The sequence below is a fragment of the Ponticoccus litoralis genome, from assembly GCF_039769985.1.
Lineage (GTDB): Bacteria > Pseudomonadota > Alphaproteobacteria > Rhodobacterales > Rhodobacteraceae > Ponticoccus > Ponticoccus litoralis.
In genome coordinates this window covers 283707-307820 of record NZ_JBDNCH010000004.1, presented here as the reverse complement: position 1 = coordinate 307820, position 24114 = coordinate 283707, and the positions used below count along the sequence as shown (strand labels likewise).

Annotated in this window: 20 protein-coding genes and 4 pseudogenes; 16 read left to right on the top strand and 8 right to left on the bottom strand. The window is 66.9% G+C overall.

What is annotated here, in order from left to right:
- Positions 1 to 110: 110 nt before the first annotated feature.
- From ABFB10_RS22090 to ABFB10_RS22065, 6 genes are read right to left on the bottom strand one after another with little or no spacing between them, the layout of a single operon-like run.
- A complete protein-coding gene (locus ABFB10_RS22090) occupies positions 111 to 1067 on the bottom strand; it encodes a sugar-binding transcriptional regulator (protein WP_347168373.1) in 957 nt (318 codons plus the stop codon).
- Entirely contained in the window at positions 1057 to 1731 is a 675-nt protein-coding gene (locus tag ABFB10_RS22085) for an ABC transporter permease (RefSeq protein ID WP_347168372.1), read from the bottom strand. Before ABFB10_RS22085 ends, ABFB10_RS22090 begins: the two co-directional genes overlap by 11 nt.
- Positions 1650 to 1955 (bottom strand): ABC transporter permease subunit, encoded by a 306-nt coding sequence (locus ABFB10_RS22080; protein WP_347168371.1) that lies wholly within the window; start codon positions 1953 to 1955, stop codon positions 1650 to 1652. Before ABFB10_RS22080 ends, ABFB10_RS22085 begins: the two co-directional genes overlap by 82 nt.
- 4 nt (positions 1956 to 1959) lie before the next feature.
- A complete protein-coding gene (locus ABFB10_RS22075) occupies positions 1960 to 2985 on the bottom strand; it encodes an ABC transporter permease (protein ID WP_347168370.1) in 1026 nt (341 codons plus the stop codon).
- Positions 2982 to 4529 (bottom strand): ABC transporter ATP-binding protein, encoded by a 1548-nt coding sequence (locus ABFB10_RS22070; RefSeq protein WP_347168369.1) that lies wholly within the window; start codon positions 4527 to 4529, stop codon positions 2982 to 2984. Before ABFB10_RS22070 ends, ABFB10_RS22075 begins: the two co-directional genes overlap by 4 nt.
- Positions 4530 to 4540: 11 nt before the next feature.
- Positions 4541 to 5557 (bottom strand): BMP family ABC transporter substrate-binding protein, encoded by a 1017-nt coding sequence (locus ABFB10_RS22065; protein ID WP_347168368.1) that lies wholly within the window; start codon positions 5555 to 5557, stop codon positions 4541 to 4543.
- A gap of 163 nt (positions 5558 to 5720) precedes the next feature.
- Between ABFB10_RS22065 and ABFB10_RS22060 the strand changes: the two genes are divergently transcribed.
- From ABFB10_RS22060 to ABFB10_RS22015, 11 genes and pseudogenes are all read left to right on the top strand, one after another.
- On the top strand, positions 5721 to 6557 hold the full coding sequence (locus tag ABFB10_RS22060) for a purine-nucleoside phosphorylase (protein WP_347168367.1): 837 nt from the start codon (positions 5721 to 5723) through the stop codon (positions 6555 to 6557).
- Positions 6558 to 6595: 38 nt separating this feature from the next.
- Positions 6596 to 7141 (top strand): annotated as a pseudogene (locus ABFB10_RS24405) (amidohydrolase family protein); the annotation flags it as partial.
- A 49-nt stretch (positions 7142 to 7190) separates the two neighbouring features.
- Positions 7191 to 7859 carry an amidohydrolase family protein gene (locus ABFB10_RS22055; protein ID WP_347168366.1) on the top strand — a complete coding sequence of 223 codons (669 nt, stop codon included), beginning with the start codon at positions 7191 to 7193 and terminating at the stop codon, positions 7857 to 7859.
- The gene (mtnA, locus tag ABFB10_RS22050) at positions 7859 to 8899 is read left to right on the top strand and encodes an S-methyl-5-thioribose-1-phosphate isomerase (protein ID WP_347168365.1); all 1041 of its coding nucleotides are present in this window, start codon (positions 7859 to 7861) and stop codon (positions 8897 to 8899) included. The genes ABFB10_RS22055 and mtnA overlap by 1 nt, the downstream gene beginning before the upstream one ends.
- Entirely contained in the window at positions 8896 to 10887 is a 1992-nt protein-coding gene (locus ABFB10_RS22045) for a molybdopterin-dependent oxidoreductase (RefSeq protein ID WP_347168364.1), read from the top strand. The genes mtnA and ABFB10_RS22045 overlap by 4 nt, the downstream gene beginning before the upstream one ends.
- Positions 10829 to 11173 carry a molybdopterin dinucleotide binding domain-containing protein gene (locus tag ABFB10_RS22040; protein ID WP_347168363.1) on the top strand — a complete coding sequence of 115 codons (345 nt, stop codon included), beginning with the start codon at positions 10829 to 10831 and terminating at the stop codon, positions 11171 to 11173. The genes ABFB10_RS22045 and ABFB10_RS22040 overlap by 59 nt, the downstream gene beginning before the upstream one ends.
- Before the next feature lie 507 nt (positions 11174 to 11680).
- Positions 11681 to 11893 (top strand): annotated as a pseudogene (locus ABFB10_RS22035) (transketolase); the annotation flags it as partial.
- A gap of 75 nt (positions 11894 to 11968) precedes the next feature.
- A complete protein-coding gene (locus tag ABFB10_RS22030; protein WP_347168632.1) occupies positions 11969 to 12097 on the top strand; it encodes a hypothetical protein in 129 nt (42 codons plus the stop codon).
- Between the two features lie 12 nt (positions 12098 to 12109).
- Positions 12110 to 13114, top strand: a complete 1005-nt coding sequence (locus ABFB10_RS22025; RefSeq protein WP_347168362.1) for a transketolase family protein — start codon at positions 12110 to 12112, stop codon at positions 13112 to 13114.
- Positions 13114 to 14247 (top strand): RuBisCO large subunit C-terminal-like domain-containing protein, encoded by a 1134-nt coding sequence (locus ABFB10_RS22020; RefSeq protein ID WP_347168361.1) that lies wholly within the window; start codon positions 13114 to 13116, stop codon positions 14245 to 14247. Before ABFB10_RS22025 ends, ABFB10_RS22020 begins: the two co-directional genes overlap by 1 nt.
- Before the next feature lie 28 nt (positions 14248 to 14275).
- Positions 14276 to 15286 carry a hypothetical protein gene (locus tag ABFB10_RS22015; protein WP_347168360.1) on the top strand — a complete coding sequence of 337 codons (1011 nt, stop codon included), beginning with the start codon at positions 14276 to 14278 and terminating at the stop codon, positions 15284 to 15286.
- A gap of 354 nt (positions 15287 to 15640) precedes the next feature.
- Here the strand turns inward: ABFB10_RS22015 and ABFB10_RS22010 are convergent, their stop codons facing one another.
- Positions 15641 to 16144, bottom strand: a complete 504-nt coding sequence (locus ABFB10_RS22010; RefSeq protein ID WP_347168359.1) for a MarR family winged helix-turn-helix transcriptional regulator — start codon at positions 16142 to 16144, stop codon at positions 15641 to 15643.
- 38 nt (positions 16145 to 16182) lie between these two features.
- Positions 16183 to 18212 (bottom strand): annotated as a pseudogene (locus ABFB10_RS22005) (alpha-hydroxy-acid oxidizing protein).
- A gap of 381 nt (positions 18213 to 18593) precedes the next feature.
- On the opposite strand from ABFB10_RS22005, the gene ABFB10_RS22000 reads away from it, so the two are divergent.
- From ABFB10_RS22000 to ABFB10_RS21980, 5 genes and pseudogenes are all read left to right on the top strand, one after another.
- Entirely contained in the window at positions 18594 to 19550 is a 957-nt protein-coding gene (locus ABFB10_RS22000) for a tripartite tricarboxylate transporter substrate binding protein (protein ID WP_347168358.1), read from the top strand.
- Positions 19551 to 19778: 228 nt separating this feature from the next.
- Positions 19779 to 20051 carry a hypothetical protein gene (locus ABFB10_RS21995; protein WP_430523066.1) on the top strand — a complete coding sequence of 91 codons (273 nt, stop codon included), beginning with the start codon at positions 19779 to 19781 and terminating at the stop codon, positions 20049 to 20051.
- Between the two features lie 12 nt (positions 20052 to 20063).
- Positions 20064 to 22256, top strand: coding sequence for an arylmalonate decarboxylase (locus tag ABFB10_RS21990; RefSeq protein WP_347168357.1), 2193 nt, complete (start codon positions 20064 to 20066; stop codon positions 22254 to 22256).
- A gap of 14 nt (positions 22257 to 22270) precedes the next feature.
- On the top strand, positions 22271 to 23725 hold the full coding sequence (locus ABFB10_RS21985) for an aldehyde dehydrogenase (RefSeq protein ID WP_206563487.1): 1455 nt from the start codon (positions 22271 to 22273) through the stop codon (positions 23723 to 23725).
- Positions 23725 to 24099: pseudogene (locus ABFB10_RS21980) on the top strand (thiamine pyrophosphate-binding protein); the annotation flags it as partial. The gene ABFB10_RS21985 and the pseudogene ABFB10_RS21980, both read left to right, overlap by 1 nt.
- Positions 24100 to 24114 lie beyond the last annotated feature (15 nt).

Here is a 24114-nt window from a genome sequence, read left to right as displayed (position 1 = left end):
CCATGTTCTGATATGAGTCCCGGCATGACACGGTTGCGCAGATCACCGGGCGGCGGAATCTCAGAGAGTTTTCTTCGCTCGCCCGTCGAATTGCAACGAATAAATCGAGGTCACGTATTCAGCAGCGCGGCGGTCGTGGCGGAACAGGTGGCAAGGTGGGTCGTAATGCCGGCTCGCATGGTGGCCAGTATCGGATCGACCCGGTCTAGCCCGGCGGATACCAGCAGCGCGACATCCTTGCCTTTCATCTGCGCGATGTCCGCGCCGATGATACGGTTGTCCATTTCGCCAAGGATTGCATTGCCCTCGGCATCTATGAACCGCCCGGAAATGACGGCCTGCGCGCCTCGGGCCTTATAGGCCTCCAGCAGGTCGAGAGACACGAGGCCGCATCGGACCACGTGGCTGTCAGGCTCGCAGGACCCGGCGGCGAACAGCACCTTGTTGCAGGTGCGCACCGCGTCCAGCTGGCGTGCGATCACGGGTTCGGCGCGCAGCATCTCGGCAAGGCCGGGTTGTTCGACCAGCAGCGGTGCGTGAAGGTTGATGCAGGTGGCGTCGAACTTCTGCGCAAGATTGGCCGAGCATGTCTCGGCGGCGAAGCCCAGCGGGGTTGTCATCGAGCCGACCAGCTGGACGATCTCGATTTCGGGGATGGGGCGGCGTTCCGCATATTGCGAGACCTTGAAGATCGTCTCGCCCCAGGACACACCCAGCCGGTCCCCGCGCACCAGCAGCTGCGGCAACCAGTCCGAGGCCGCGCGGGCCACGCGTGACAGGGTCTGGTCCCCGGTTTCGCCGGTGGGGACCACCAGACATTCCTTCAGTCCGAATTTTTCCCGCAGCTCGCTGGAGATCTGGCGCTCGCGGAACACGTCGGGGCTGAGAGAGATCCGCACGTATTCGCGTCTGCGCGCCTCGCCGAGGTAGTTGACCACCGTCGCCCGCGACAGCCCCAGCTTCTCGGCGATCTCGGACTGGTTGAGGTCGTCGTGGTAATAGGCCCAGGCCGCTTCGATGATCTGGTCTTCGATCTGCTGGCGCTGCTGTATCGGATCACGCGGCATGGGCACGCCTTGTCCGCCGCCGGTAGCTGAGGGCCAGCACGAAAAGCGCCAGCACGTAGGGCAGGGCGTCGGTGACCTGTTGCGGCAGGCCAAGCCCCTGCAGGCGCACGCTCATCGCGTCGATAAAGCCGAAGAGCAGGGCGCCCAGCAGGATCCAGAGCAGGCGCCCCCGGCACATCATCACGATGACCAGCGCGATCCACCCGCGCCCGGCGCTCATGCCCTCGGTAAAGAGCGTCACGTTCGAGATCGACAGTTGCGCGCCGCCAAGGGCGCAGAGCGCGCCGCAGGCGAGCAGCGCCGTTGTCTTGATCCGCTCGGGCGAGATGCCGACCGTGCGCAGCGCCTCGGCATTCTGCCCGGCGGCCCGCAGCCGCAGCCCGAGGTTGTTGTGGTGCAGGAAGCGGTGCACGGCGAAGGCCAGCGCCACCGCAAGCCAGACCAGTACCGACTGGCCCGACAGGAAGCTGCCCAGGACGGGAATATCCCCGACCGGGCCAAGGTCGATATTGGGCAATGCGGCGATGGCGGGGTCGTCGAACTGGCCGGACACGCCGAAGAGGCTGCGCAGCAGCAGGGCGGTCAGGCCAACGGCGAGGATATTGATGCCGATGCTGACGATGATGTCGTCGCCTTTCCGCCAGACGCTGAAGAATGCGAACAACAGCCCGAAGACGGCGCCCGCGACAAGGGCCGCGGCAAGGCCCCCAAGGGGGAGCCGGTGTAGAACGTGCCCGCGACGGCGGCGAAGGCGCCGACCAGCATCATGCCTTCGAGAGAGATGTTGAAGACGCCCGAACGCTCGCACAGGGCGCCGCCAATGGCGGCCAGCAGCACCGGGGTGACAAGGCGCGGAACGGAATCGATCAGGGCTGCGTCAAAGAGCATCGCGTTACCTCGTGCCGCCGGAGATGGCTGTCAGTTTCCCGGCAAACCCGGCCAGCGTCAAAACGATCAGGGCCTGGATGACCTGACCGAACTCGCGCGGGATGCCTGCCGTCCGCTCCATGCCGATGGATCCTGTGGCCAGCATGGCGAAGAAAAAGGCCGTCAGCGGCACAAGGCCGGGGCGGACCGCCGCCAGCAGGACCGCGGCGATGCCGGTCCATGCATAAAGCGGCGTGGTCAGCATCCCGTCGACAAAGCGCTGGCTGCTGCCGAAGACGGCGACAAAGCCGGTCATGCCCGCCGCCGCGCCGCTGAGCATCAGGGTCCTGTAATAGAGCCGCCTGTTGGGAAAGCCCGAGGCCTGGGCAAACCCTGCGCTGCAGCCGCGCAGGCGGCTGCGGTAGCCGAAGACGGTGAACCGTTCCAGGATGACGTAGGCCAGCGCGGCGGCGCCGATCAGGAAGATGCCGTAATCCAGGATCGTGCCCTGAAAACGCGGCAGGCCGGCCTCGCGCAGGATGCGGAAGGTCTGGGTCGCGCCGCTGGCCACGTCGCGGAAGGGATGCGACACGGCATAGGAGGCAAGGAAAGAGGCCGGGTAGTTCAGCAGGAGCGAGCCGATCAGCAGCGGCACCCCGGTGCCACGCTCCAGCAGCCCCGCCAGAACGGCCCAGCAGGCGCCTGCCGTCATGGCCGCCAGCAGCGCGACCAGCGCGACGACAAGGGGCGGCGCGGGCAGGTAGACCCCCACCAGTGCCGCGACCAGCCCGCCCAGCACCAGCTGGCCTTCGCCGCCGATGTTCAGCAGCCCCGCGCGGAACGAGATGAGCACGGCCAGCGCCATCCCAAGCAGGATCGTGTAGCGACTGAGGGTTGCGTATAGGTTGAAGAAGTTGCGCCCGCCAAAGGCGCCGTTGAAGAAGCTGGCGGCGATCTCGCCGCTGCCCGGGACAAGAAGCGGAAACAGCACGAGGGCGAGCAGCCCGGCGCCGATGGGCACCAGCCTCCGGCTTGTGAACAGATGCGTCATGCGTGCTTGTCCCCGATGTGCCCGCCGCCGGCCATCGCGGCGCCTATGGCAAAGGTGTCAAGGGCGTCGCGCGGGAATATGCGCCCTATCGCGCCCTCGTAGATCACCCCGACCCGGTCGCTGAGGGCGAACAGCTCTTCAAGGTCGCTGCTGACAAGGACGATGGCGCAGCCCGATTTCGCCAGGTCGAGAAGCTGGCCGTGGATGGTTGCCATGGCGCCCACGTCGACGCCCCAGCAGGGGTTTTCGACAAGCAGCAGCCGGGGCTGTGCCGAAACCTCGCGCGCCACCACGACCTTTTGCTGGTTGCCGCCCGACAGTTTCCCCACATGCAGTTGCGCAGAGGGCGTGCGGATGTCGAATGCCTCGATAAGTGTCTCTGCATGGCGGGTCATGGCGCGCTTGCGCAGCCAGCCGCGGCGCGAGAAGGCGGCGGTATGCTCGCGCCCGGCGGCGGCGTTCTCGGTGATGCTGCCCTGCGCCGCAAGGCCAACCGACATGCGGTCCTCGGACATGTACCCGATGCCTGCGGCGCGGCGCTCTGCGACGCTTTTCCCGGTGATCTCCTCGCCCCGGAACAGGACCGTTCCGCCGGTTGGCGTTTCAAGCCCCATCAGCACGTCCACAAGCGCCTTCTGGCCATTGCCCGACACACCGGCGATCCCGAAGATCTCGCCTTCCGCCACGTCGAAGGACACCGCGTCGACGCGCGGCTTGCCCGAGGGTCCGGCGACGGTGAGGTCGCGGATGCTGAGCACGGTTCTGTCCGTTGCCGCGTTGACCTTGGCCGGGGCCTCGATCTGCGCGCCGACCATCAGCCCGGCCAGCTCCGCGCGGTCCGTCGCCTCTGCCGCGCGCTCTGCTACCAGCGCGCCGCGCCGCATCACCAGGATACGCTCGGCATTTGCGATCACTTCGTCCAGCTTGTGGGAAATCAGGACGATGGAGGCCCCTTCTTTCTGAAGGCGCCGCAGCATGTCGAAGAGGGACAGGCATTCCTGCGGCGTCAGGACCGCCGTCGGTTCGTCCAGAAAGATCACCCGGGCATCGCGGAACAGCAGTTTGAGTATCTCGACGCGCTGCTTTTCCCCGACGCTGAGGTCCGCGACGGTCGCCTGCAGGTCGAGGCGGAAGTCATAGGTCTCGATGATCTGGCGCAGCCGGGCTTCGGCGGCGCGGAAGGGGATGCGGGCCAAGGGGCCGCCGCCCTCGTTGCCCACCAGCACGTTCTCGATGACGGTGAGTTCCGGGTACAGCTTGAAATGCTGGTGCACCATGCCGAAACCGGCGTCGATCGCATCGCGTGCCGAGGCGAAGCGGCGCGGCGTCCCGCCGACCTCGACATGGCCGGTGTCGGGGTCGACAAGGCCGAACAGAACGCCCATCGCCGTGGACTTTCCGGCGCCGTTTTCGCCGATCAGGGCCAGGAACTCTCCCTGTCGGATGTCGAAGCTGACATCCGACAGGGCCTTGACCGGCCCAAAGGACCGGGAAACGTTGCGCAGGCTGCAAACCGCGCGGTCGGCGGGAACGGGTGTCGGCACGCTGGCCCCCGTCACTCGGCCATCAGGGGGTCGTTCACGGTCACGTCGCCCGAGATGATCCGGGCGGCCAGCGCGCGCGTTTCCTCGGCGACGGCGGGCATCTCGGCGATCAGGCAGCCGCTTTCGGCGATGGCATCGGCCTCGTCCATGGCGATGGCGCCCATGCCTTTCTCTGCCAGGCCAAAGCTGGCGAAGACCGCGTCCTCGCCCGCGGCGATGGCCTCGAGGGATTGCAGGATGGCTTCGTCAACCCGTTTCAGCGCGCTGTCGATCATGCGGCCCTCGGCGAATTCGCAAAGGTTGGTGTCGACGCCGAAGACCTTGAAGCCTGCCTCTGCCGCCGCCTCGAAGACGCCAAAGCTGCCACCGGCGGCGGCGGCATAGATCACGTCGGCGCCCTGCGCGCCGAGGGCCAGCGCCTGTTCCTTGGCGCGCACCGGGTCCGAGAACGGGTTCTGCCCGCCGACCCAGCGCACCTGAACGTCAATGTCGGGGTTCAGGTGATGCGCGCCATCGGCGAAGCTGTCGGTAAAGCGGTGCATGAAGGGAATGTCGATCGGCCCGACCACGCCCAGCTTGCCGGTCTCGGATGCCTTGGCCGCCATGAAGCCCATCAGGAAAGAGGCCTCGTGTTCGCGGAAAACGGCGCAGTGGATATTCGCGGGGCGATCGCCCTGCGGGCAGGCGTCGACGATCAGGAAGTCCGTATCCGGCGCCGTCGGCGCGACCTCCAGCACCCCGTCGACCGCCGAAAAGCTGACCGCCACGACGATGTCGGCGCCGTTGCCGACGGCGGCGTAGAGGTTTTCCAGCATCGCCGGGGGCGAGTCGCTTTCGTAGCTGGCGATGCTGCCGTTCATGGCGGCGGCGGCGGCCTCGCTGCCCTCGCGGCCAAGGCGCAGGAAGGCGTTGTTCCCGATCGGGTTCGGCGTCACGTAAATGATCTGCTCACCTTCGGCCAGGGCGGGGGCGGCAAAGCCTGCCATGCCCAAAGTCGCGGCGGCGGCAGCGGCGGCAAGATGTTTCATTTCGGATACTCCCTGTTCTGATCGTCGCGGCCACGCATAGGGGTCGCGCCCTCTCCGACACAAGCGGTACTGTTTAGTTCATCAATTGTCAAATGAATTGACATTTGCGTATTATCGACCTATCCGGTGGCTCAACCCTGCTGGCAAATGGATGGAGTGTGACATGTTGAAAGAGCATCTGTCAGAGGCGGTCGCTGCCGTCCGGGCCCTGTCCGACCTCACGCCAGAGATCGCGCTGGTCCTTGGCTCGGGGCTTGGGCCGCTGGCGGATGCGATCGAGGGGGTCGAGATTCCCTATCGCGACATTCCGCATTTTCCCGTGTCGACCGCGCCGGGCCATGACGGTGTGCTTCTGCTGGGGACGCTCTTCGGGCGGCGCGTCGTCGCGATGCGCGGGCGCGTGCACATGTACGAAGGCTATTCCGCCGCCGAAGTCACTTTTCCGATCCGCCTGATGGCGGCGCTGGGGGCGCGGACGGCGGTCTTCACCAACGCGGCCGGGGGCATCGGGGGCGGGTTCGAGGTGGGCGACCTCGCGGTGATCGAGGATCACCTTTCGCTGCCCGTCGTCTGCGGCGGCGATCCCTTGCGCGGGCCGAACGACGACAGTCTGGGCGCGCGCTTCGTGTCGATGAACCAGGCTTACGATCCGGCGCTTCTGTCGCTTGCGCGGTCGCTCGATCCGTCGATGCGGGCGGGCGTCTATGCGCATGTGGTCGGCCCCAGCTTCGAGCCGCCGGCGCTGATCCGGCTGTTGCAGGCCGCCGGGTGCAGCCTGGTGGGGATGTCGACGGTCCCCGAGGTGATCGTGGCGCGCCATGCGGGCATGAAGGTGCTGGCGATCTCGGCGGTCACGAACCTGGCGGTCGGCGATATCGCCTCGTCCCATATCACCAACGAGGACGAGGTCTGGGAGGCGGTCAAGATCGTCCAGCCGAAACTGCTGGCCCTGATGGAGCGCCTGCTGCCAAGGGTGCCCGCGGTCGGAGAGGCCTCGTGAAGGTCGACACGCTTCTGACCAACGGCACCGTCCTGACGATGGACGACGGCTTTCGTGTCGTCGAGGGGGGCTGTGTCGCGATCACCGACGGCGTGATCAGCCATGTCGGCCCGCTGCCCGAGGGCGTGACCGCCGGGACGACCGTGGATGCGCAGGGCGGGCTGATCCTGCCCGGCTTTATCAACACCCATTGTCACGCGGCCATGTCGCTGTTTCGGGGTCTGGCGGACAACGTGGACCTGGGGCAGTTCCTGAACACGGTCTGGGCGGCGGAGCGCGCGCATGTCACGCCGGACACCGCCTATCTGGGTGCCAAGCTCAGCGCCGTAGAGATGGCCCTGGGCGGGGTGACGCATTTTCTGGACATGTATTGGCATGTCGACGCGACGGTGGCGGCGGCGGGCGATGTCGGTCTGGGCCTCTCTGCCGGGCCTGCGATGATCGGCGTGCCGGGGCCCGAGGGCGGCGACTGGGGCGACAGGCTGGACGTGGTGCGCGACTTCGCCGGGCGCCATGCGGCGAACCCGATGGTCGATGTCCTGCTGGTGCCGCACGGGTGTTACACGCTGGATGCCGAGAAGCTTCGCGATGTCCGCGCCCTGTCGGCAGAGCTGTCCCTGCCGGTGCACATCCATGCCTCCGAAGCGGCACTGGGAGCTGGATCTGGTGGCCAAGGCCTACGGGCAGCGTCCGGTTCGGGCACTGGCCGAGGCCGGATTGCTGGACGGGCCGCTGCTGTTGGCCCATGCGGTCCATCTGGACGACGACGAGATCGCGATGCTGGCAGAGGCGGGCAGCGCGGTGGCGCATTGCCCGGCCTCCAACGCAAAGCTTGCCTCCGGCATGGCGCCGGTGAAGGCGCTGATGGAGGCCGGTGTCACCCTGTCTCTGGGCACCGATGGCCCGTCGACGGGCAACGATCTGGACATGTTCAAGGCGATGCGCCTGACGGCCTACCTGCATGCGCTGCGGACCGGCGCGCCGGATACGCTCTCGGCGCGGGATATCGTCGCGATGGCCACCATCGGCGGCGCGAAGGCGCTTGGCCTGTCCGCGCGGCAGGGGTCGCTGGAGGTCGGAAAGCACGCCGATGTCGTCGTCCTGCGCACCGATGCGCCGCATATGGTGCCGGTCTACGACCCCTATTCCGCGCTGGTCTACAGCGCCGGGCGAGAGGACGTCGCCCATGTCTTCGCGCGGGGCCGGGCTGTCGTTCGCGACGGCGGGCTGGTCGCGCCCGTGGCGGGGCTGGCGGAACAGGTCCGGCGCCTTGCCGCCGAAATAGGGAAAGGATCACTGTAATGAGTTTTCGTGCAATCGAATGGCGGTCCGAGGCCGGGATCCTGCGGCTGATCGACCAGAAGGTCCTGCCGGGCGAGACCCGCTACCAGGAGCTGACCCGCGTCGAAGAGGTCGCCGAGGCCATCCGCGACATGACCGTGCGCGGTGCGCCGGCCATCGGCGTTGCGGCGGCCTTTGGCATCCTCATGGTCAGCCGGGGCCGGGAGGGGGACGACCGGCGCCGCGCGCTGCAAAGCGCCGATGCGCTGCTGCGCGCCTCGCGCCCGACGGCGGTCAACCTGTTCTGGGCGCTGGACCGGCTGAAGGCGGTCTGGAACAGGCCGGAGGCCACCGGCCCCGAGATCGAGGCCGAAGTGCTTGCGATCGAGGCCGAGGACGTGGCGGTGAACCGCGCGATCTCGAAACATGCTCTGACGCTCTGTCCGCAAGAGGTGACCTTCTTCCACCACTGCAATACCGGCTCGCTTGCGACGGTCGATCTGGGCACCGCCCCGGGGGTGATCCGCAGCGCGCATGAGGCGGGTCACAAGGTCATGGCCTATCTCGACGAGACGCGCCCCCGGTTGCAGGGGGCCAAGCTGTCCTCCTTCGAGCTGATGCAATACGGCGTGCCCCATGCCATCGTCGTGGACGGCGCTTCGGCTCATGTCATGCGGACCCGCAAGGTCGATATGGCCATTGTCGGCTGTGACCGGGTCGCGGCCAATGGCGATACCGCGAACAAGATCGGGACCTACAACCTGGCCCTGGCCGCGCAGGACAATGGCGTGCCGTTCTACGTCGCCGCGCCGATGTCGACGATCGATTTCGACACGCCCTCGGGGGACGACATCGAGATCGAAGAGCGCGACGCCGGGGAAATCACCCGCATCGGGGATTGCGAGATCGCACCGCCCGGCGCCCCCGCCTTCAACCCGGCCTTCGATGTCACGCCGAACCGGCTGATTTCGGGCATCATCACCGAGTACGGCATTGCCCGCGCGCCCTTTGGCGAAAGCCTGGCCGCGCTCAGGTCTGAGATTGGCAAGGCGCCCGTATGACCGACGCCCGGTCCCGGATGCCGCTGACGGCGATGCATTGGGGCACCTACCGCGCCGAAACGCGGGACGGGCGCCTCTGTGCCCTGCATCCCTTCGAGATGGATGTCGACCCCTCGCCGATTGCCGGGGGGTTTATCGGCGCGCTGGACGCTGACAGCCGGATCACGACGCCGATGGTGCGGCAGGGCTGGTTGCAGGATCCGCAGGGCCGGGACCGGGAGCGGCGCGGGGCGGACAGCTTCGTGGCGGTCTCGTGGGACGAGGCCGAGCGGCTGGTCGCGCAAGAGCTGTTGCGGGTCAGGCAGGCCCATGGATGCGGGGCCATCTATGCCGGGTCCTACGGCTGGGCCAGCGCCGGGCGGTTTCACCATCCGCAGGGCCATCTGCGCCGTTTCCTCAACCTTCTGGGCGGTCATGTGGGATCGAAGAACACCTACAGCCTGGCCGCCGGAGAGGTGATCACCAAATACGCAGTCGGCGGTTTCGATGTAGCCGCCGGGGGCACCACAGACTGGCGCACGCTGGTGGCGCATTGCGAGACGCTGGTGGCCTTCGGCGGGATGCGCGTCACGAACGGCCAGATATCGCAGGGGGATGTGGCCGGCATCGCCAGCGCGAGGCCATGCAGCAGGCCCAGTGCCCAGGGCGTAAATTTCGTGAACGTGTCGCCGCTGCGGGACGATATGCTGGCGGAGCTTTCCGCCGACTGGCTACCGATCCGGCCCTCGACGGATACGGCGCTGGTTCTGGGGCTTTGCCACACGCTCTTGCAGGACGGGCTGCACGATGGCGCCTTCCTCGACCGCTACACGGTCGGGTTCGACAGGTTCGCCGACTATCTGACGGGCAGGGCCGACGGTGTCGTGAAATCCGCAGACTGGGCCTCGGGGATCTGTGATATCGCGGCGGAGCGCATCGTGGAACTGGCGCGCCGCATGGCCACGACCCGGACGATGATCTCGGCCAGCTGGTCGCTGACCCGGCAGGACCACGGCGAACAGCCGTTCTGGGCGGTGATCGCGCTGGCCTCGATGCTGGGGCAGATCGGCCTGCCCGGCGGCGGCTTTGGGCTGGGCTATTCGGCGGTGAACTCGATGGGGCTGGAAAACACCGGGCTGCATTTCCCGCCCTTGCCGCAGGGCCGGAATCCGGTCACGGATTTCATTCCCGTCGCGCGCGTCGCCGAGATGCTGGAGCGCCCGGGCGAGACCTATGACTACGACGGCGAAACGCGGACTTACCCCGACGCAAGGCTGGTGTGGTGGGCCGGGGGCAACCCCTTCCACCACCACCAGGACCTCGGGCGGTTGCGCGCGGCATGGCGCAGGCCCGACACCGTCATCGTGAACGACTGGTGCTGGACGGCCACGGCGCAGCATGCCGATATCGTGCTGCCCTGCACCACGCCGCTGGAACGCCGTGACCTTTGCATGGGCGGACGCGATCCCTTTGTCATCGCCATGGAGCAGGTGGCGCAGCCGCCCGAAGGCGCGCGCGACGACTATGACATCTTCGCGGGGATGGCCCGGGCCATGGGTCTTGAGGCCGCCTTCACCGAGGGCCGCAGCGCCGGGGACTGGCAGCGCTGGATGTACGAGGCCGGGCGCGAGGCGGCACGGGCAACGGGGCATCGACCTGCCGGACTACGACTCCTTGCGCGAACAGGGCTGGCACCGGGTCGATCCGCCGGAGAAACCGCAGGTTCTCTTGCAGGCCTTCCGGGCAGACCCGAAGGCCAACCCGCTGCCCACGCCCAGTGGCCGGATCGAGATATGGTCCGACCGGATCGCGTCCTTCGCCTACGAGGATTGCCCGCCGCATCCGTCGTGGCTGGAGCCCTTCGAGTGGCTGGGCAAGTGCCAGCCGGACGAGCTGCACCTGATCTCGAACCAGCCGACGACCAAGCTGCACTCGCAGCTGGATCAGGGGGTGTTCAGCCAGTCCGCCAAGGTCAACGGATACGAGCCGGTGCGGATCGGCCCGGATGATGCCGCAGAGCGCGGGATTGTCGATGGCGCCCTCGTAGAGCTCTACAACGCGCGGGGCCGCTGCCTTTGTGCCGCGGTCCTCGACGACCGGCTGCGCCGGGGTGTCGTTCAGGTCAGCACCGGGGCCTGGTACGCGCCCGACCCGCATGCGCCGGACCTGTGCAGGAACGGCAATCCGAACGTCCTGACCCGTGACAAGGGAACCTCGCGGCTGTCGCAGGGCTGTTCGGCGCACACATGCCTGGTCCGTATCCGAAAATTCCAGTCCGAAGGAAAAGTGTCGTGAACAATCGAAAACCCACCGAAGACGTGGCCCTTGGCATCCGCCGTCGCGTGTTCGAACACGCCATGCGCAACAATGGCGGCTACCTCTCGCAGGCCTGTTCCGCCGCCGAGCAGCTGGCCTGGCTTTACAATGAAGAGCTGAACCTGGGCGAGCCGACCCTGCCGATGATCCCCAAGCCCTTTGCGGGCGTGCCCTCGGCCTCCAATCCCGGGTATCACACCGGCGCGGGCTACAACGGCCCGTTCGAGCCGCAGTTCGACCGCCTGTTCATCGCTCCGGCGCATTACGCGCTGGTCGCCTATGCCACGCTGATCGAGGTGGGCCGCATGGCGCCCGAGGGGCTGGAGATGTTCAACAAGGACGGCTCTTCGGTTGAGATGATCGGGGCCGAGCACAGCCCCGGCATGGAAGTGCACAACGGCACGCTTGGCATCGGCCTGTCCACCGCGGCGGGTCTTGCCTACGGGCGCAGGCTGCGCGGCGACACCGTACCGGACCTGGGTGTTCATGTCCGATGGCGAGGTGCAGGAAGGTCAGACCTGGGAAGCGGTGCAGGCCTGTGCCCACCACGGCATCGACAACGTCTACGCGATCATGGACGTCAACAACCAGCAATGCGACGGGGCCATGTCCAGCGTGATGGAGGTCGGCGACATCCGCCGGAAATTCATCGAGTTCGGCGCCGCCTGCGTCGATGTCGATGGCCACGATCTTGGGGCGATCCGCGATGCCGTCCGCGAGCCGCATGACGGAAAACCCCTGATCATCCTCGCCCATACCAACCCGTTCCACACGATGCCTGTGCTCGAAGAGCGGTTTCCGAGGCTGCACTACGTCCGGTTCAAATCCGAGGACGAGCGCGCCCGCTTCAACCACTCGATTGCGGCCGACCTTGGCGTCGAGCCCATCGACTACAGCCATTGAGGAGTTCAGACCATGATTGAGATGGTGAGCCGCCCCTACGCCAAGGCCTTCGAGTCCTTTGCCGCCGGAAATCCCGACATCCTCTGCCTGAGCGCCGATCTGACCTCGTCCTGCGAGATCGACGGGTTCCGCGACCGCCACCCGGACCAGTTCCTGTCGCTGGGCATGGCCGAGCAGAACATGATGAGCTTTGCCGGCGGTCTTGCGCTGGCCGGGTTCCGCCCCTTCATCCATACCTTCGGCGTCTTCATGTACCGGCGCCCCTACGACCAGCTGATGGCCTCGATCGCCTATCCCCGCCGCAAGGTGCGGATGATGGGCTTTCTTCCCGGCGTCACCACGCCGGGCGGGATGACGCATCAGGCCATCGAGGATGTCTCTGTCATGCGGTCGATCCCCAACATGACCATCCTGGAAACCGGCGATGCGACCGAGGTGGAAAGCATCTGCGAGGCCGCAGACAGCATCGACGGGCCGGTCTGGTGCCGCGTCCTGCGCGGATCGGTGCCGCGCCTGTTCGACACGCCGATTAAGGTGGGCGAGATGCGCGAGCTTGCCAGCGGCGAGGATGTGCTGATCGTCACCTCGGGCATCAGTACCGAAGAGGCCATGCGCGCGCGCGCGGCGCTGGCGCGCGTCGGGGTCAGCTTCCGTCACCTTCATCTGCACACGATCAAGCCCTTCGACGCGCAGGCGCTTCTGGATCATATCGGCAGTGTCCGCCACGGCGTCGTCACCCTTGAAAACCACGTGACCGAGGGCGGCATCGGCAGTCTGGTGGCCGAAACCATGGCCGATGCGGGCGTGGGCAAGCGCCTTGTCCGGCTGGGGCTGAAGGACACCTACGCCCATGGCGGCTCGCGGGGGTATCTGATGCGGCACTACGGTCTGGACGCGCTGGCGCTGGTCGGCGGGATCGAAACGCTGATGGGGGCGCAGTTCGACATCACCGAAGACGATCTGGCCGCCGCCCGGGTCGACGAGGTGCATTCGCTGGTGAAGGCCGAGGCGCTGTGATGGACTGCTTCGCCGTCACCTACCGGCTGGCCGCGGGCGCGCCCGCCGAGGCCGAAGAACTGGCCGCGGCCATCGCGCTGGAAGACACGGTCGAGATCCCCCGGGATGTGGTCCCGACAGGCTATGTCGAGGACGTGGTGCTGGGCCGTGTGCTGGGGCTGGAGCAGGTGGGTGACGGCGTTTGGCATGCCCGGATCGGCTACCATGTCGACGCGGTTGGCCGGGAACTGCCGCAGTTGGTCAATGTGATCCTCGGCAATGCCTCGATCCTTCGGGGGGTCAGGGCCATTGACCTTGCGCCGGATGCGGAGCTGCGGGCGCGCTTCCCCGGCGCTCGCTTCGGCGCAGAGGGCCTGCGCGCCCTGACCGGCCGCAAGACCGGCGGCTACCTCTGCCCGGTGGTCAAACCGCAGGGATCGTCCTCGGAAACGCTGGCCCGCTTCTGTTATCTCACCGCCCGCGCGGGCGCGGATATCGTCAAGGAAGACCACGGGCTGGCCAATCAGGACGCGGCGCCCTTCCGAGAGCGGGTGGCGATTGCCGCCGCGGCGGTGGCGCGCGCCAATGCCGAACGTGCCGATGCGGGCGACAGCACGCGGGCGCTCTATTTCGCCAGCATTGGGGGGCATGGCGATCAGGTCCGCGATCTGGCCTGCTACGCCCGCGATGCCGGGGCCGGGGGTGTCCTGCTGATGCCGGGCCTCTTCGGTTTCGATGCGATGAACCGTCTGGCACAGGATGCCGATTTCGATCTGCCGGTCATGGCCCATCCCAGCCACCTTGGCCCCTATGTGCTGTCGCCCGATCAGGGCTATGGGCACGGGATGCTCTTCGGTCAGATGATGCGGCTTGCGGGCGCCGATATCTCGGTCTTCCCCAATCACGGCGGGCGGTTCGGCTTCTCGCCGGAGGAATGCGCCGAGATCGCCTCGGCCTGCCGGTCCGGGGCGGGTATCGGTCGCGCGATCCTGCCCAGCCCCGGCGGCGGCATGTCACCCGACCGCCTGCCCGACATGCGGGCGCAATACGGGTCTGACTGCGTCTACCTGCTGGGCGGAAGTTTGCTGCGCGAAGGGGAAGAGGTCGGCGCCGCGATCCGGGCCTGCCGCGCGGCGCTTGACGGCGACGACTGACACACGACACCACGCAAGGAGAGGATACATGACCACCACCATCATCCGCAGGGCGCTGGCCGCCGCGCTTTTGCCCATCGCGGGCCGGGCCTTCGCGGTCGATATGTCCACCGAGCAGGCGGTCGAGGCCCTGAAGCTGGCCGAACTGGCCGCCACCTATAGCGCGGAAAAGGTCGAACGGGCGACCGGGGGCGCCAGCCAGTCGCAGGCCGATGCCCTGCTGATCGACATGGGCGTCCTCTCTGCGGCGGACCTGGGCGATCCCGCGACCGTCTCGGAAAAGCTGGGCGCCTTTGTCGTCGACCAGCAGGACGTGTCCGAAAGCTACATCGGAAACGTCTCGGACCGGAACATCGCAGAGCGGCTGGTCCACAGCTGGGAAGCGGCGACCGTCATCCAGAACGACGAAGTCCTGACCTTCCTGAACGGCCTGATCGATAAGGGCTATACCACCGGCTACAACGTCGTCAGCACCGGGGATGCGTCCAATTTCGACCCCGATCTGATGCTGCGCTACGGGCATGGCGACATCCAGCATGCAGTTCAGCTGATCTACCTGATGAAGAGCGAGGGCTTCGACCCCAAGGTCCAGTTCATTCCGAAATCCTCGGCCTTTGTCTTCCTGCCGGAATGGGGTGAGCCCGGCCCCAGCGTCGTCACCTTCGACAGCGGCAAGATGGTCTCGGTCGTGAAAGAGTACAATCTGGACCTCGAGTTCCGGAATGCCGAACGCCGCGACGCCTTCATGGAGCTGATCACCACATACGCGAAGAAGGACGCGCAGGACGAGCCCGGGCTGATCCACGCCTCCTGGTGGCAGCCCTTCTACCGGTCCTATGTCGAGAATGACGATTACGTGCGGATCAGCGAGAACGTCGTGACGATCGACGGCTATCAGGCGGATCTGGCCTCCCTGCCGGAAAATGCCGCGACCCGGGCAGAGCAGATCCGGTCCGCAGGTTCGGATTTCGGTGTCGAGACCATCGACGTCTGGGTCAATCCGGCCTTCCACCGCTACCTGCTGGGCGAGGCCGAATAAGAACCCGGCTTTGAAACAAGACCCGGCCCCGTCTTTTGCGGGGCCGGGTTGGCGGGCGCAGGGAGTGGCTCCTGCGCCGCGCTGGTCAATCATCATCCGTGCGGGCAACCCATCGCCCGGTCCGGCCCGTCGCCCGGATCGGGTGGGCGCAGACCGGCACCGTGACCGACAGGGTCGCCGGGTGATCGGCCGGGGAAGGGTCCGGAGCGGCACCTTCCCGGCTGTCGCGACCATCAAGAGCGCCTTGCCAAGTGGCGGCTTCCGGGCCGATCTCCGATCCCCGGGCCAGCCGCATCACCAGCGCCCCGATGACGGCGCCGGGATCACCGGCTGGCGGTGACCCGGCCCGCTGGCCTAGCTGTCGGAGGAGCCGTGTCGCAGGTCGATGAGGTCGCGCAGGGCGCCGAAGACCGCGTCGCGGCGTTCCGGCCCGATGACCGCGTCCAGATGCTTGGTGTGTTCCTGCGCTTTGACCTCCATGCGCTCGTAGGTCTCAAGCCCCTTGTCGGTCAGGAAGCTGGCGTAGTTCCGTCGGTCGTTCTCGACCCGCTCGCGGTAGATCAGGCCGCGATCCTCCAGGGTGCGCAGCGCCTTGGCGACGCTGGACTTGTCCCTGCCGATGCTCTCGCCCAGTTCGCGCTGGGTGATGCCGCGATTGTTGCGGATGATGACAAGCATGCTGAAATAGCCGGGTTTCAGCTGATCCTCGCCCAACCGCTTTGCGAAATCGTCGTAGGATGCCTCGTAGGCCAGCCGCAGGTAATGACCGACAAAATTCTGGAGAAAGCCGTAGTTCAGCTCGCGGTCGCCCTCGCGGGCCTTCCGGGGCGCCGGATCGGTCTGCTCTGATGTTGTCATGGTCGAAAATTCCGATTTCGCAAAAGTCATGTCCAGTCCTAGCCTGCGCCATCCTGCAGGTCGAGATCGCTCCACCCGATTTGGGCCATGGTGTTTTCCAGCTCGCTGGCGAATTGCGCGATCAGCCGCGACGCGCCGCGCGGGCCAAGCGCGGCTATGGCATAGAGGAACGGACGCCCGGCAAAGACGAAATCCGCCCCTGCGGCCAGGGCCTTGATCATGTCCTCGCCGCTGCGGATGCCTCCGTCCAGCGCCAGCGGGAAGCCTGCGGGCAGGGCGCGCCTGATCTCAGGCAGCGCGTCCAGCGGGGCGGGCGCCGAGGAAAGCTGCCGCCCGCCATGGTTGGACACCCAGACGGCATCGACGCCGGTCTCGGCGGCCTTCACCGCATCCTGCGGCGCGCTGACACCCTTGAGAATGACCTGACCGGACCAGCCGTCGCGGATCTCGCGCAGAAGCGCCCAGTCCAGACGGCCAGAGCTTTGCCCGGCCATGAGCTGCGCCAGCGACTGCGTGCTGCTGCCGCGTTCCGCATAGGGTTCGAGGTTGGCGAACCGGGGGGCGCCGTGGCGGGCGGTCCGCAGGGCCCAGCCGGGATGGCGCATCAGGTCGAAGGCAAGGCGCGGTCCGGGTTTCAGGGGCAGCGCAAAGCCGTTCCTGAGATCGCGCAGCCTGCGACCGGGGCGCGGCACATCCGCCGTCACCACAAGCGTCCGGTAGCCCGCGGCCTTGGCCCGGGCAAGCAGATCGGCGGTGATCTCCTCGGATTTCCCGACATAAAGCTGGAACCATGCGGACTCGGGCGCCCGTTGCCGGAGGCGTTCCAGCGCGACGGTGGCCGGTGTCGAGGCGACGTAGGGAATGCCCGCTTGCTCGGCGGCTTCGGCCAGCAGCAGGTCGATCTCGGGCCAGGCGATGCCCGCCAACCCGATGGGGGAATTCCGAAGGGCAGGGCCCAGTCGCGGCCCAGAAAGCGCCGTTTCAGGGGCAGGGCGCGGTCGCTGTTGATCAACACGCGCGGTTGAAGGCACCGGGCGCGGTAGGCGGCCTCGTTGCGATCGAGACCGGCCTCGTCCCCCGCCCCGCCATCGACGAAGTCGAAGGCGAATCGCGGAAGCTTGCGCCGGGCCTGCTTTCGCAGGTCCCGGTAGGATACGACCGGGGCCATCAGCCCTTGCCCCGGCCCTTGGACAGCGGCCCCGCCGCAAACTCGCGCAGCGCGTCCAGATTCGCGCCGAAGCCCGAGGCCCGGCGTTTCGGGCAGGCGCAGGACGTCGCCGTCGCGATCCGGCAGATCGGTGAAGAGCGACCGGCCCATCTCGACCGAGATCAGGTGCCATTCGACAAGCCCGCCATTGGCCAGACCGCCATGCAGGTGCATGTTGTGGAAGGGGAAGGCCCCGCCGTTCGCAAGCTGAACCTGATGCGCGTCGGCCATGGCCGCCACCTTCTGCCCGACGGTCAGGCCGCCGCAGATCACGACGTTGGGCTGGATCACGTCCACGGCGCCGGACGTCAGCAGATCCCGGAAGCGGAACAGCTGCCCCTCGTTCTGGCCGGCGGCAATGCGGGTGCCCCGCGCCCGCAGATTGGCAAGCTGGCGGGTGTCGTTGCCGCGCAGAGGCTCTTCGAAGAAGGCGATGTCGAGGTCCTTCAGGCGGTCGTCCAGCCATTGCGCCGAGGCGGGATCGAGGCTGCAATTGGCATCGATGTAGATCTCGGCATCGTCACCCGCCGCCTCGCGCACGACCCGCACCCGCTCGATGTCTTCCTTCAGGATGTCGGACATGCTTGCGCCCGCCGCCACCCGTTTCAGGGCGTGATGGCCCACGACCATCTTCAGGCGGCGCACTCCGTCGGACCGCAGGTGGCGGGCGGCATCGGCCAGCTGTTCGCGGTCGAAAGAGCCGAAGCCGAAGGTCACGTAAAGCGGCACTTCGGACCGGGCCCCGCCCAGCAGCCGCCAGCAGGGTTGCCCGGTGACCTTGCCCAGAATGTCCCAGAGCGCCAGGTCGATCCCCGAGGCCGCGTGGCTGCCATAGCCGGTCTGTCCGCGCGGCGAGACCATCCAGTAGATCTCGCTCGGCGATGGCTTCGCGGTCGAGCGCGGACATGCCCTTGAGGTCGGGGGCCAGCAGGTTGTCGATGATCGAGACGATCACTTCTTCGTCGGTGATGGCGGTGTAGCCGTACCCGGTCACCCCGTCTGCGGTCTTCACCTCGATCACGCAGCAGGACAATGAGGCGGCGGCCTGCGCGGGGCCGATGTCGAGTGTGGTCGGGATGTATGCGGGGTACGCGTTGATCTCGGAAATGGTCAGATTCATGGTCGTCTCCTGATGGTCTCAAATTGGTGGCACATAAAACCGTTGACATCAAGAAGGTCTCTAACCATGCTCATTTTACGGAGGCGCGGACCTGTGTCCGCCGACTATGAGGAGGAAAGTTCATGCTCATGAAAACACGACTGGCGACCGCCGCACTGGCGCTTGCGGACGCGGCAACGCCGGCCCTCGCGGAGTTCCCCGAGAAGCCTGTCCAGTTGATCGTTCCCTTTTCCGCAGGCGGCGGCACCGATGCCCTGGCGCGCGCGGTGCAGGCCTCGATCGAGAAGAACGACCTGTTGCCGGTGCCCGTGGCCGTCGTGAATGCCGATGGCGCGGCCGGAACGGTCGGCTCGCGTTCGGTGCTGTCGGCAGAGCCGGACGGCCACACGATTCTGCAAATCCACCAGGAGATGTTCTCTGTCTCGGCCATCGGGCGGGTGGAATATTCGCCGGAGGACTTCGAGCCGGTGATCCAGGCGACGCGGGCCTGCATGTTCGTCGCCGTGCCGAAAGAGTCGGAATTCCAGTCGATGGAAGACCTGATTGCCGCCGCCGAAGAGCGCGGACGCGGCCTGAAGCAGGCGGATGCCATCGGCAGCGCGACGCATTTCCCCTCTGCCCAGCTGATGCAGTCCACCGATACGCGCTGGACGATTGTCCCGACGGGCGGCACCTCCAAGCGTTTCGCGGCACTGAAGGGTGGGTTTAGCGATTTCGCACTGCTGTCGCCGCCCTGGGTCGAGCGGGGCGCCGAGGATCTGCGCGCGCTGGCCGTCGCCGGTCCCGACCGGTACGAGAGCCTGCCGGATGTGCCCACGCTGAAAGAGCTGGGGCATGACGTCGAGGCCTGCCTCATCCGCCGCTACTGGGCCCCCAAGGGCACGCCCGAGGATGTGATCGCGGTGCTGGCGGACGCGATCGAGGCGGCATTGAACTCTGACGAGGTGCAGGCGCATATCGAGTCTTCGGGCGAAGAGCGCGCGATCCTGCGGGGCGAAGAGCTGCGGGATGCGGTCGCCAGGGAATACCAGTCGTTCCTTGATGTGGCCGACGTGGTTCGCGAAACCTCCGGCGGCTGAGGCTGCCCTTAATAACCAGGATCGGAGAGGGATTGACATGGCGGGATCGTCATTGCGGAACAACGGGTTTGAACTGACCTTTCTTCTGCTTGTTTTGCTGGCCGGAGCGGCCAGTCTGAAAGCGGGCCTCGCCATGCCCTCCTCACCCTGGGAAGCCATTGGCAAAGGCGCCTTCCCCACAGTGTTGGGGGGCTTGCCCTTGGCCTCGGTGCGCTCAAGACCATCGAGATGCTGCTGCGGGGCGATGGGGCCGGGCCGGGCGCGCCGGGCCTGTCCTGGCGGATCCCGGCCACCTTTGTGCTGATGGCGGGCTATGTGGCGGTCCTTGCCTCGGGGGGCGTGCATTACGTCGCCTCGACGGCGCTTTTCTGCTTCCTGTTCTTCCTGCTGCTGGCGCCGGTGCGCGACATGAAGGCGGTGACGGGCCTCGCCCTGTTGTCGGCAGGCTATGCCGCCGCGGTGTTTGCCATCTTCACGCGCTTCTTCTTCATCAATCTCTAATACGGGGCGGCAATGACTGACGCTTTTCTGCATGTCCTGACAGCCGGGATGCCTTGGGTCGTGCTTGGGACCATGGTGGGCATCTTCATCGGGTCGATCCCCGGCCTGTCGGGGGCAATGATCATCGCGCTGGCCCTGCCGATGACCTATTTCATGGACGGGGCGGACGCGCTTCTGCTGCTTGTCGCGATGTATATCGGCGCGACCACCGGCGGGCTGATCAGCGCAACCCTGATGCGCATGCCGGGCACCGAAGCGGCCATCATGACCACGCTGGACGGCTATCCCATGGCGGCGGGCGGCCATCCGGCGCGCGCGCTGGGGCTGGGCATCTCGGCCTCATTTGTCGGCGGCATGTTCGCCTGGGTCGTGCTTGCCGTGCTGTCCCCGCCGCTGTCGCATGTGGCGGTCAAGTTCGGCCCCTACGAGATTTTCGCCATGGTGGTCGTGGCGCTCAGCCTGATTGCCGCCGTGTCCCGGGGCAGCCTGCTGAACGGCCTGCTGGCGGCGGCGTTCGGGGCGCTGGTCTCGTTGCCGGGTATCGACCCGGTGTCGGGCTCGCTGCGCATGACCTTCGGCTGGCCCGCGCTCGACAACGGCCTGACCCTGCTGCCGGTCATCCTTGGCACGCTGGTGCTCAGCCAGCTGCTGGAGGACAGCGGCAGCCCGAAACCGGTGCGCAAGACCTCGGTCGAGGGCACCGCCGTCTCGATCCGGCTGCGTGACGTGTTTCACTATGGCTGGACCTATGTCCGGTCCTCGCTGATCGGGACGTGGATCGGCATCCTGCCGGGCGTCGGCGGGACCACCGCCTCTATCGCCGCCTATTCCGTGGAAAAGGCCGTCTCGAAGCAGCCCGAACGCTTCGGTACCGGCGCCGAAGAGGGAATCATCGCGGCGGAATCCGCCAATAACGCGGGCACCGTGGGTTCTCTTGTGCCGCTGATCACCCTGGGGATTCCGGGGTCCGTGATCACCGCCGTGCTGCTGGGCGCGATGGTCATCCACAATCTCAGCCCCGGCCCCCTGCTGTTCTCGCAGAACGCCTTTATCGCCTATACGGTGATCGGTGGCGCCCTTGCGGCCAACGTGGTGATGCTGGTGGTCATGCGGGTCGCGACGCCCATGCTGGCCAAGCTCATGTATGTGAACAAGGCCTGGCTTCTGCCGCCGATCGTGGTGTTCTGCGTGATCGGAGCCTTCTCGGTCTCCAGCCGCTACTTCGACGTCGGGGTGATGCTGGCCTTTGCGCTTGTCGGCTTTCTGATGAACCGGGCGCGGATCCCGACGGGGCCCTTCATCATCGCCTATATCCTGACGCCGATGGCGGAAGAGAACCTGCGGTCCGGCCTTGTGATCTACGACGGCAGCTTCCTGCCCCTGCTGACCCGTACCGGTTCCGGCGGTCTTCCTTGCCATCGCGGCGGTCTCGATCATCTGGGCCCTGACAAGCGAGGCAAAGGCCCGCAAGGCCCCGGCGCCATGAACCATCTTGGACTTGTCGTGCCCCCGGCAGAGGGGGCGGTGCCGCCGGAGGCCGCGCAGATGTTCCCGGATTGCCGGTTCACCGCCGCCGGTCTGGGGCTGCGCGAGATGTCGGATGCAGGTTATTCCGGCGTGATCGACGCGGTCGCGGAACGCGCCGCGACGCTTGCCGCAGCCGGGGCCGGGGCGGTTTCGCTGATGGGAACGTCGCTCAGCTTCTTTCGCGGGCCGGAGTTCAATGCCCGCCTGATCGAGACGATTGCCGCCCGCGGCGGGGTGCCGGTCACGACCATGACCCAATCGGTGATCGACGCGCTGCAGGCGCTTGGCATGGCGCGGGTTGCGGTGCTCACCGCCTATCGCGACGACGTCAACCGGATGCTCGAGGACTACCTGAGCAGCGCGGGTGTCGCGGTTGTCGGCCTGCGTTCCCCGGGCATCCGCCGGATCGCCGAGGTCAAGGATCTTGGCCCCGAGCGCTTGCTGACCGAGGCCGGGGCGCTGTGGCAGGACGCGGGGGAAGCGGACGGCATCCTGATTTCCTGCGGCGGCCTGCGGATGGCGGGCGTCGGCGATCCGCTGCGCCGCCGCACGGGTGTGCCGGTGGTCAGCAGCGCCGAGGCGGGCATCTGGGGCGCGGTGCGCCTGCTGGACCCGGATCTGGCCGGACCTGCGGAAACGGTTTTCAAGGCCCCCAAGGGGCCGGATCTTCACATATGACAGGAGGCAAAAACATGTCTGATCCCTACGGTATCTTCATCAATGGCGAGCGGCGCGCAGCCGTTGACGGCGCAACCTTCGAGCGGCGCGACCCCTTCACCGGCGCGGTTGCCACCGTTGCGGCAGCCGGTCGGAAGGCCGATGTCGATCTGGCCGTCGAAGCCGCCGCCGCCGCCTTTCCCGGCTGGTCGGCAACCGGCCCCTCGGCCCGGCGCGCCATCCTGTGGAAAGCGGCGGAACTGCTCGAGGCGCGGTCCGAAGAGCTGGTCGGCATCGGCATCGCGGAAACCGGCGCGACCGGGGGCTGGCTTGGCTTCAACATGATGTTCGCCGCCAAGGTGCTGCGCGAGGCGGCGTCTTCGACCACCTTCCTGACCGGCGAGATCATCCCCTCGGACAAGCCCAAGAACCTTGCCATGGGCATGCGCGAGCCGATCGGCGTGGTTGTCGGCATGGCGCCCTGGAACGCCCCGATGATCCTTGGCGTGCGTGCGGTCGCGATGCCGATTGCATGCGGCAACACGGTGGTGCTCAAGGCCTCGGAAATGTGTCCGCATCTGCACGCCGCCATCGGCGAGGTGCTGAGCGAGGCCGGGCTGCCCAAAGGTGTCCTGAACATCGTCTCTCATGCCAAGGAAGACGCCCCCGAGGTTGTCACCGCGCTGGTCGAGCATCCCAGCGTCCGGCACATCAACTTCACCGGCTCCACCCGGGTTGGCCGGATCATCGCCGAAACCGCGGCGCGCCACCTGAAGCCGGTGCTGCTGGAACTGGGCGGCAAGGCCCCCTTCGTCGTGCTGGATGACGCGGATATCGAAGGCGCGGTCAACGCCGCCATCTTCGGCGCCTTCATGAACCAGGGCCAGATCTGCATGTCGACCGAACGCGTCATCGTCGATGAGAAGATCGCCGAGGCCTTTGCCGCGCGCTTCGCCGAACGGGCCGCTGCTCTGCCCCATGGCGACCCGCGCGGACAGGTGGTGCTTGGGTCGGTGATCGACCGCTCGACCGTCGACCGTGTCTCGGCGCTGATCGATGACGCCGTCGCCAAGGGCGCGACGGTGCGCGCGGGCGGCGCCCCGGCAGAGGGCACCGTCATGCCCGCAACCGTGGTGGATGGCGTCACCCCGCAGATGGATCTGTTCCGCGAAGAAAGCTTCGGCCCCGTGGTCTGCGTCGTCCGGGCGCGCGATACCGACCATGCGGTCGAACTGGCGAACGACACGGCTTACGGGCTGTCCTCTTCGGTCTTCGGCACAGAGATGACCCGCGCAATGTCGGTTGCCCGGCGCATCCGGGCCGGGATCTGCCATATCAACGGCGCAACCGTTCAGGACGAGGCGCAAATGCCTTTCGGTGGTGTCGGCGATTCCGGCTATGGCCGGTTCGGCGGCAAGGCGGGGATCGAGTCGTTTACCGAACTGCGCTGGGTTACGATGGAAGATCCACAGCAGGGATATCCGTTCTGATGTCTGAAAAAGAAACCGGGACCCAGAATCCCGACACCGACCGGCGCGACGAGGCGCCGGTCATCAATGCAGGCGGGGCGATCTTTCCCCGGCTGAAGGCGCTTGGCATCGACTATGTCTTTGCCAATTCCGGCACCGACTTTCCGCCGATCATCGAGGGGCTGGCAGAGGCCGAGGCCAGCGGCGTCGACCTGCCGAAGGCGCTGGTCATTCCCCACGAACATGCGGCTGTCAGCATGGCGCATGGCTACTGGCTGGTGTCGGGCAAGGCGCAATCGGTGATGCTGCACACCAATGTGGGCCTGTCGAACGGCGCCACGGGCGCAATCAACGCCGCCTGCGAACATGTGCCGATGATCCTGATGTCGGGCCGCACCCCGGTGACAGAA

Coding starts and splice junctions, on each gene's coding strand:
- ABFB10_RS22060 (WP_347168367.1), top strand. CDS start 5,721: ATGTTGAAAGAGCATCTGTCAGAGGCGGTCGCTGCCGTCCGGGCCCTG.
- mtnA (WP_347168365.1), top strand. CDS start 7,859: ATGAGTTTTCGTGCAATCGAATGGCGGTCCGAGGCCGGGATCCTGCGG.
- ABFB10_RS22075 (WP_347168370.1), bottom strand. CDS start 2,985: ATGACGCATCTGTTCACAAGCCGGAGGCTGGTGCCCATCGGCGCCGGG.
- ABFB10_RS22080 (WP_347168371.1), bottom strand. CDS start 1,955: ATGCTCTTTGACGCAGCCCTGATCGATTCCGTTCCGCGCCTTGTCACC.
- ABFB10_RS22065 (WP_347168368.1), bottom strand. CDS start 5,557: ATGAAACATCTTGCCGCCGCTGCCGCCGCCGCGACTTTGGGCATGGCA.
- ABFB10_RS22010 (WP_347168359.1), bottom strand. CDS start 16,144: ATGACAACATCAGAGCAGACCGATCCGGCGCCCCGGAAGGCCCGCGAG.
- ABFB10_RS22055 (WP_347168366.1), top strand. CDS start 7,191: ATGCCTCCGAAGCGGCACTGGGAGCTGGATCTGGTGGCCAAGGCCTAC.
- ABFB10_RS21995 (WP_430523066.1), top strand. CDS start 19,779: ATGCTGCTGCGGGGCGATGGGGCCGGGCCGGGCGCGCCGGGCCTGTCC.
- ABFB10_RS22030 (WP_347168632.1), top strand. CDS start 11,969: ATGCCTGTGCTCGAAGAGCGGTTTCCGAGGCTGCACTACGTCCGGTTC.
- ABFB10_RS22000 (WP_347168358.1), top strand. CDS start 18,594: ATGCTCATGAAAACACGACTGGCGACCGCCGCACTGGCGCTTGCGGAC.
- ABFB10_RS22045 (WP_347168364.1), top strand. CDS start 8,896: ATGACCGACGCCCGGTCCCGGATGCCGCTGACGGCGATGCATTGGGGC.
- ABFB10_RS22090 (WP_347168373.1), bottom strand. CDS start 1,067: ATGCCGCGTGATCCGATACAGCAGCGCCAGCAGATCGAAGACCAGATC.
- ABFB10_RS22020 (WP_347168361.1), top strand. CDS start 13,114: ATGGACTGCTTCGCCGTCACCTACCGGCTGGCCGCGGGCGCGCCCGCC.
- ABFB10_RS22025 (WP_347168362.1), top strand. CDS start 12,110: ATGATTGAGATGGTGAGCCGCCCCTACGCCAAGGCCTTCGAGTCCTTT.
- ABFB10_RS22015 (WP_347168360.1), top strand. CDS start 14,276: ATGACCACCACCATCATCCGCAGGGCGCTGGCCGCCGCGCTTTTGCCC.
- ABFB10_RS21985 (WP_206563487.1), top strand. CDS start 22,271: ATGTCTGATCCCTACGGTATCTTCATCAATGGCGAGCGGCGCGCAGCC.
- ABFB10_RS21990 (WP_347168357.1), top strand. CDS start 20,064: ATGACTGACGCTTTTCTGCATGTCCTGACAGCCGGGATGCCTTGGGTC.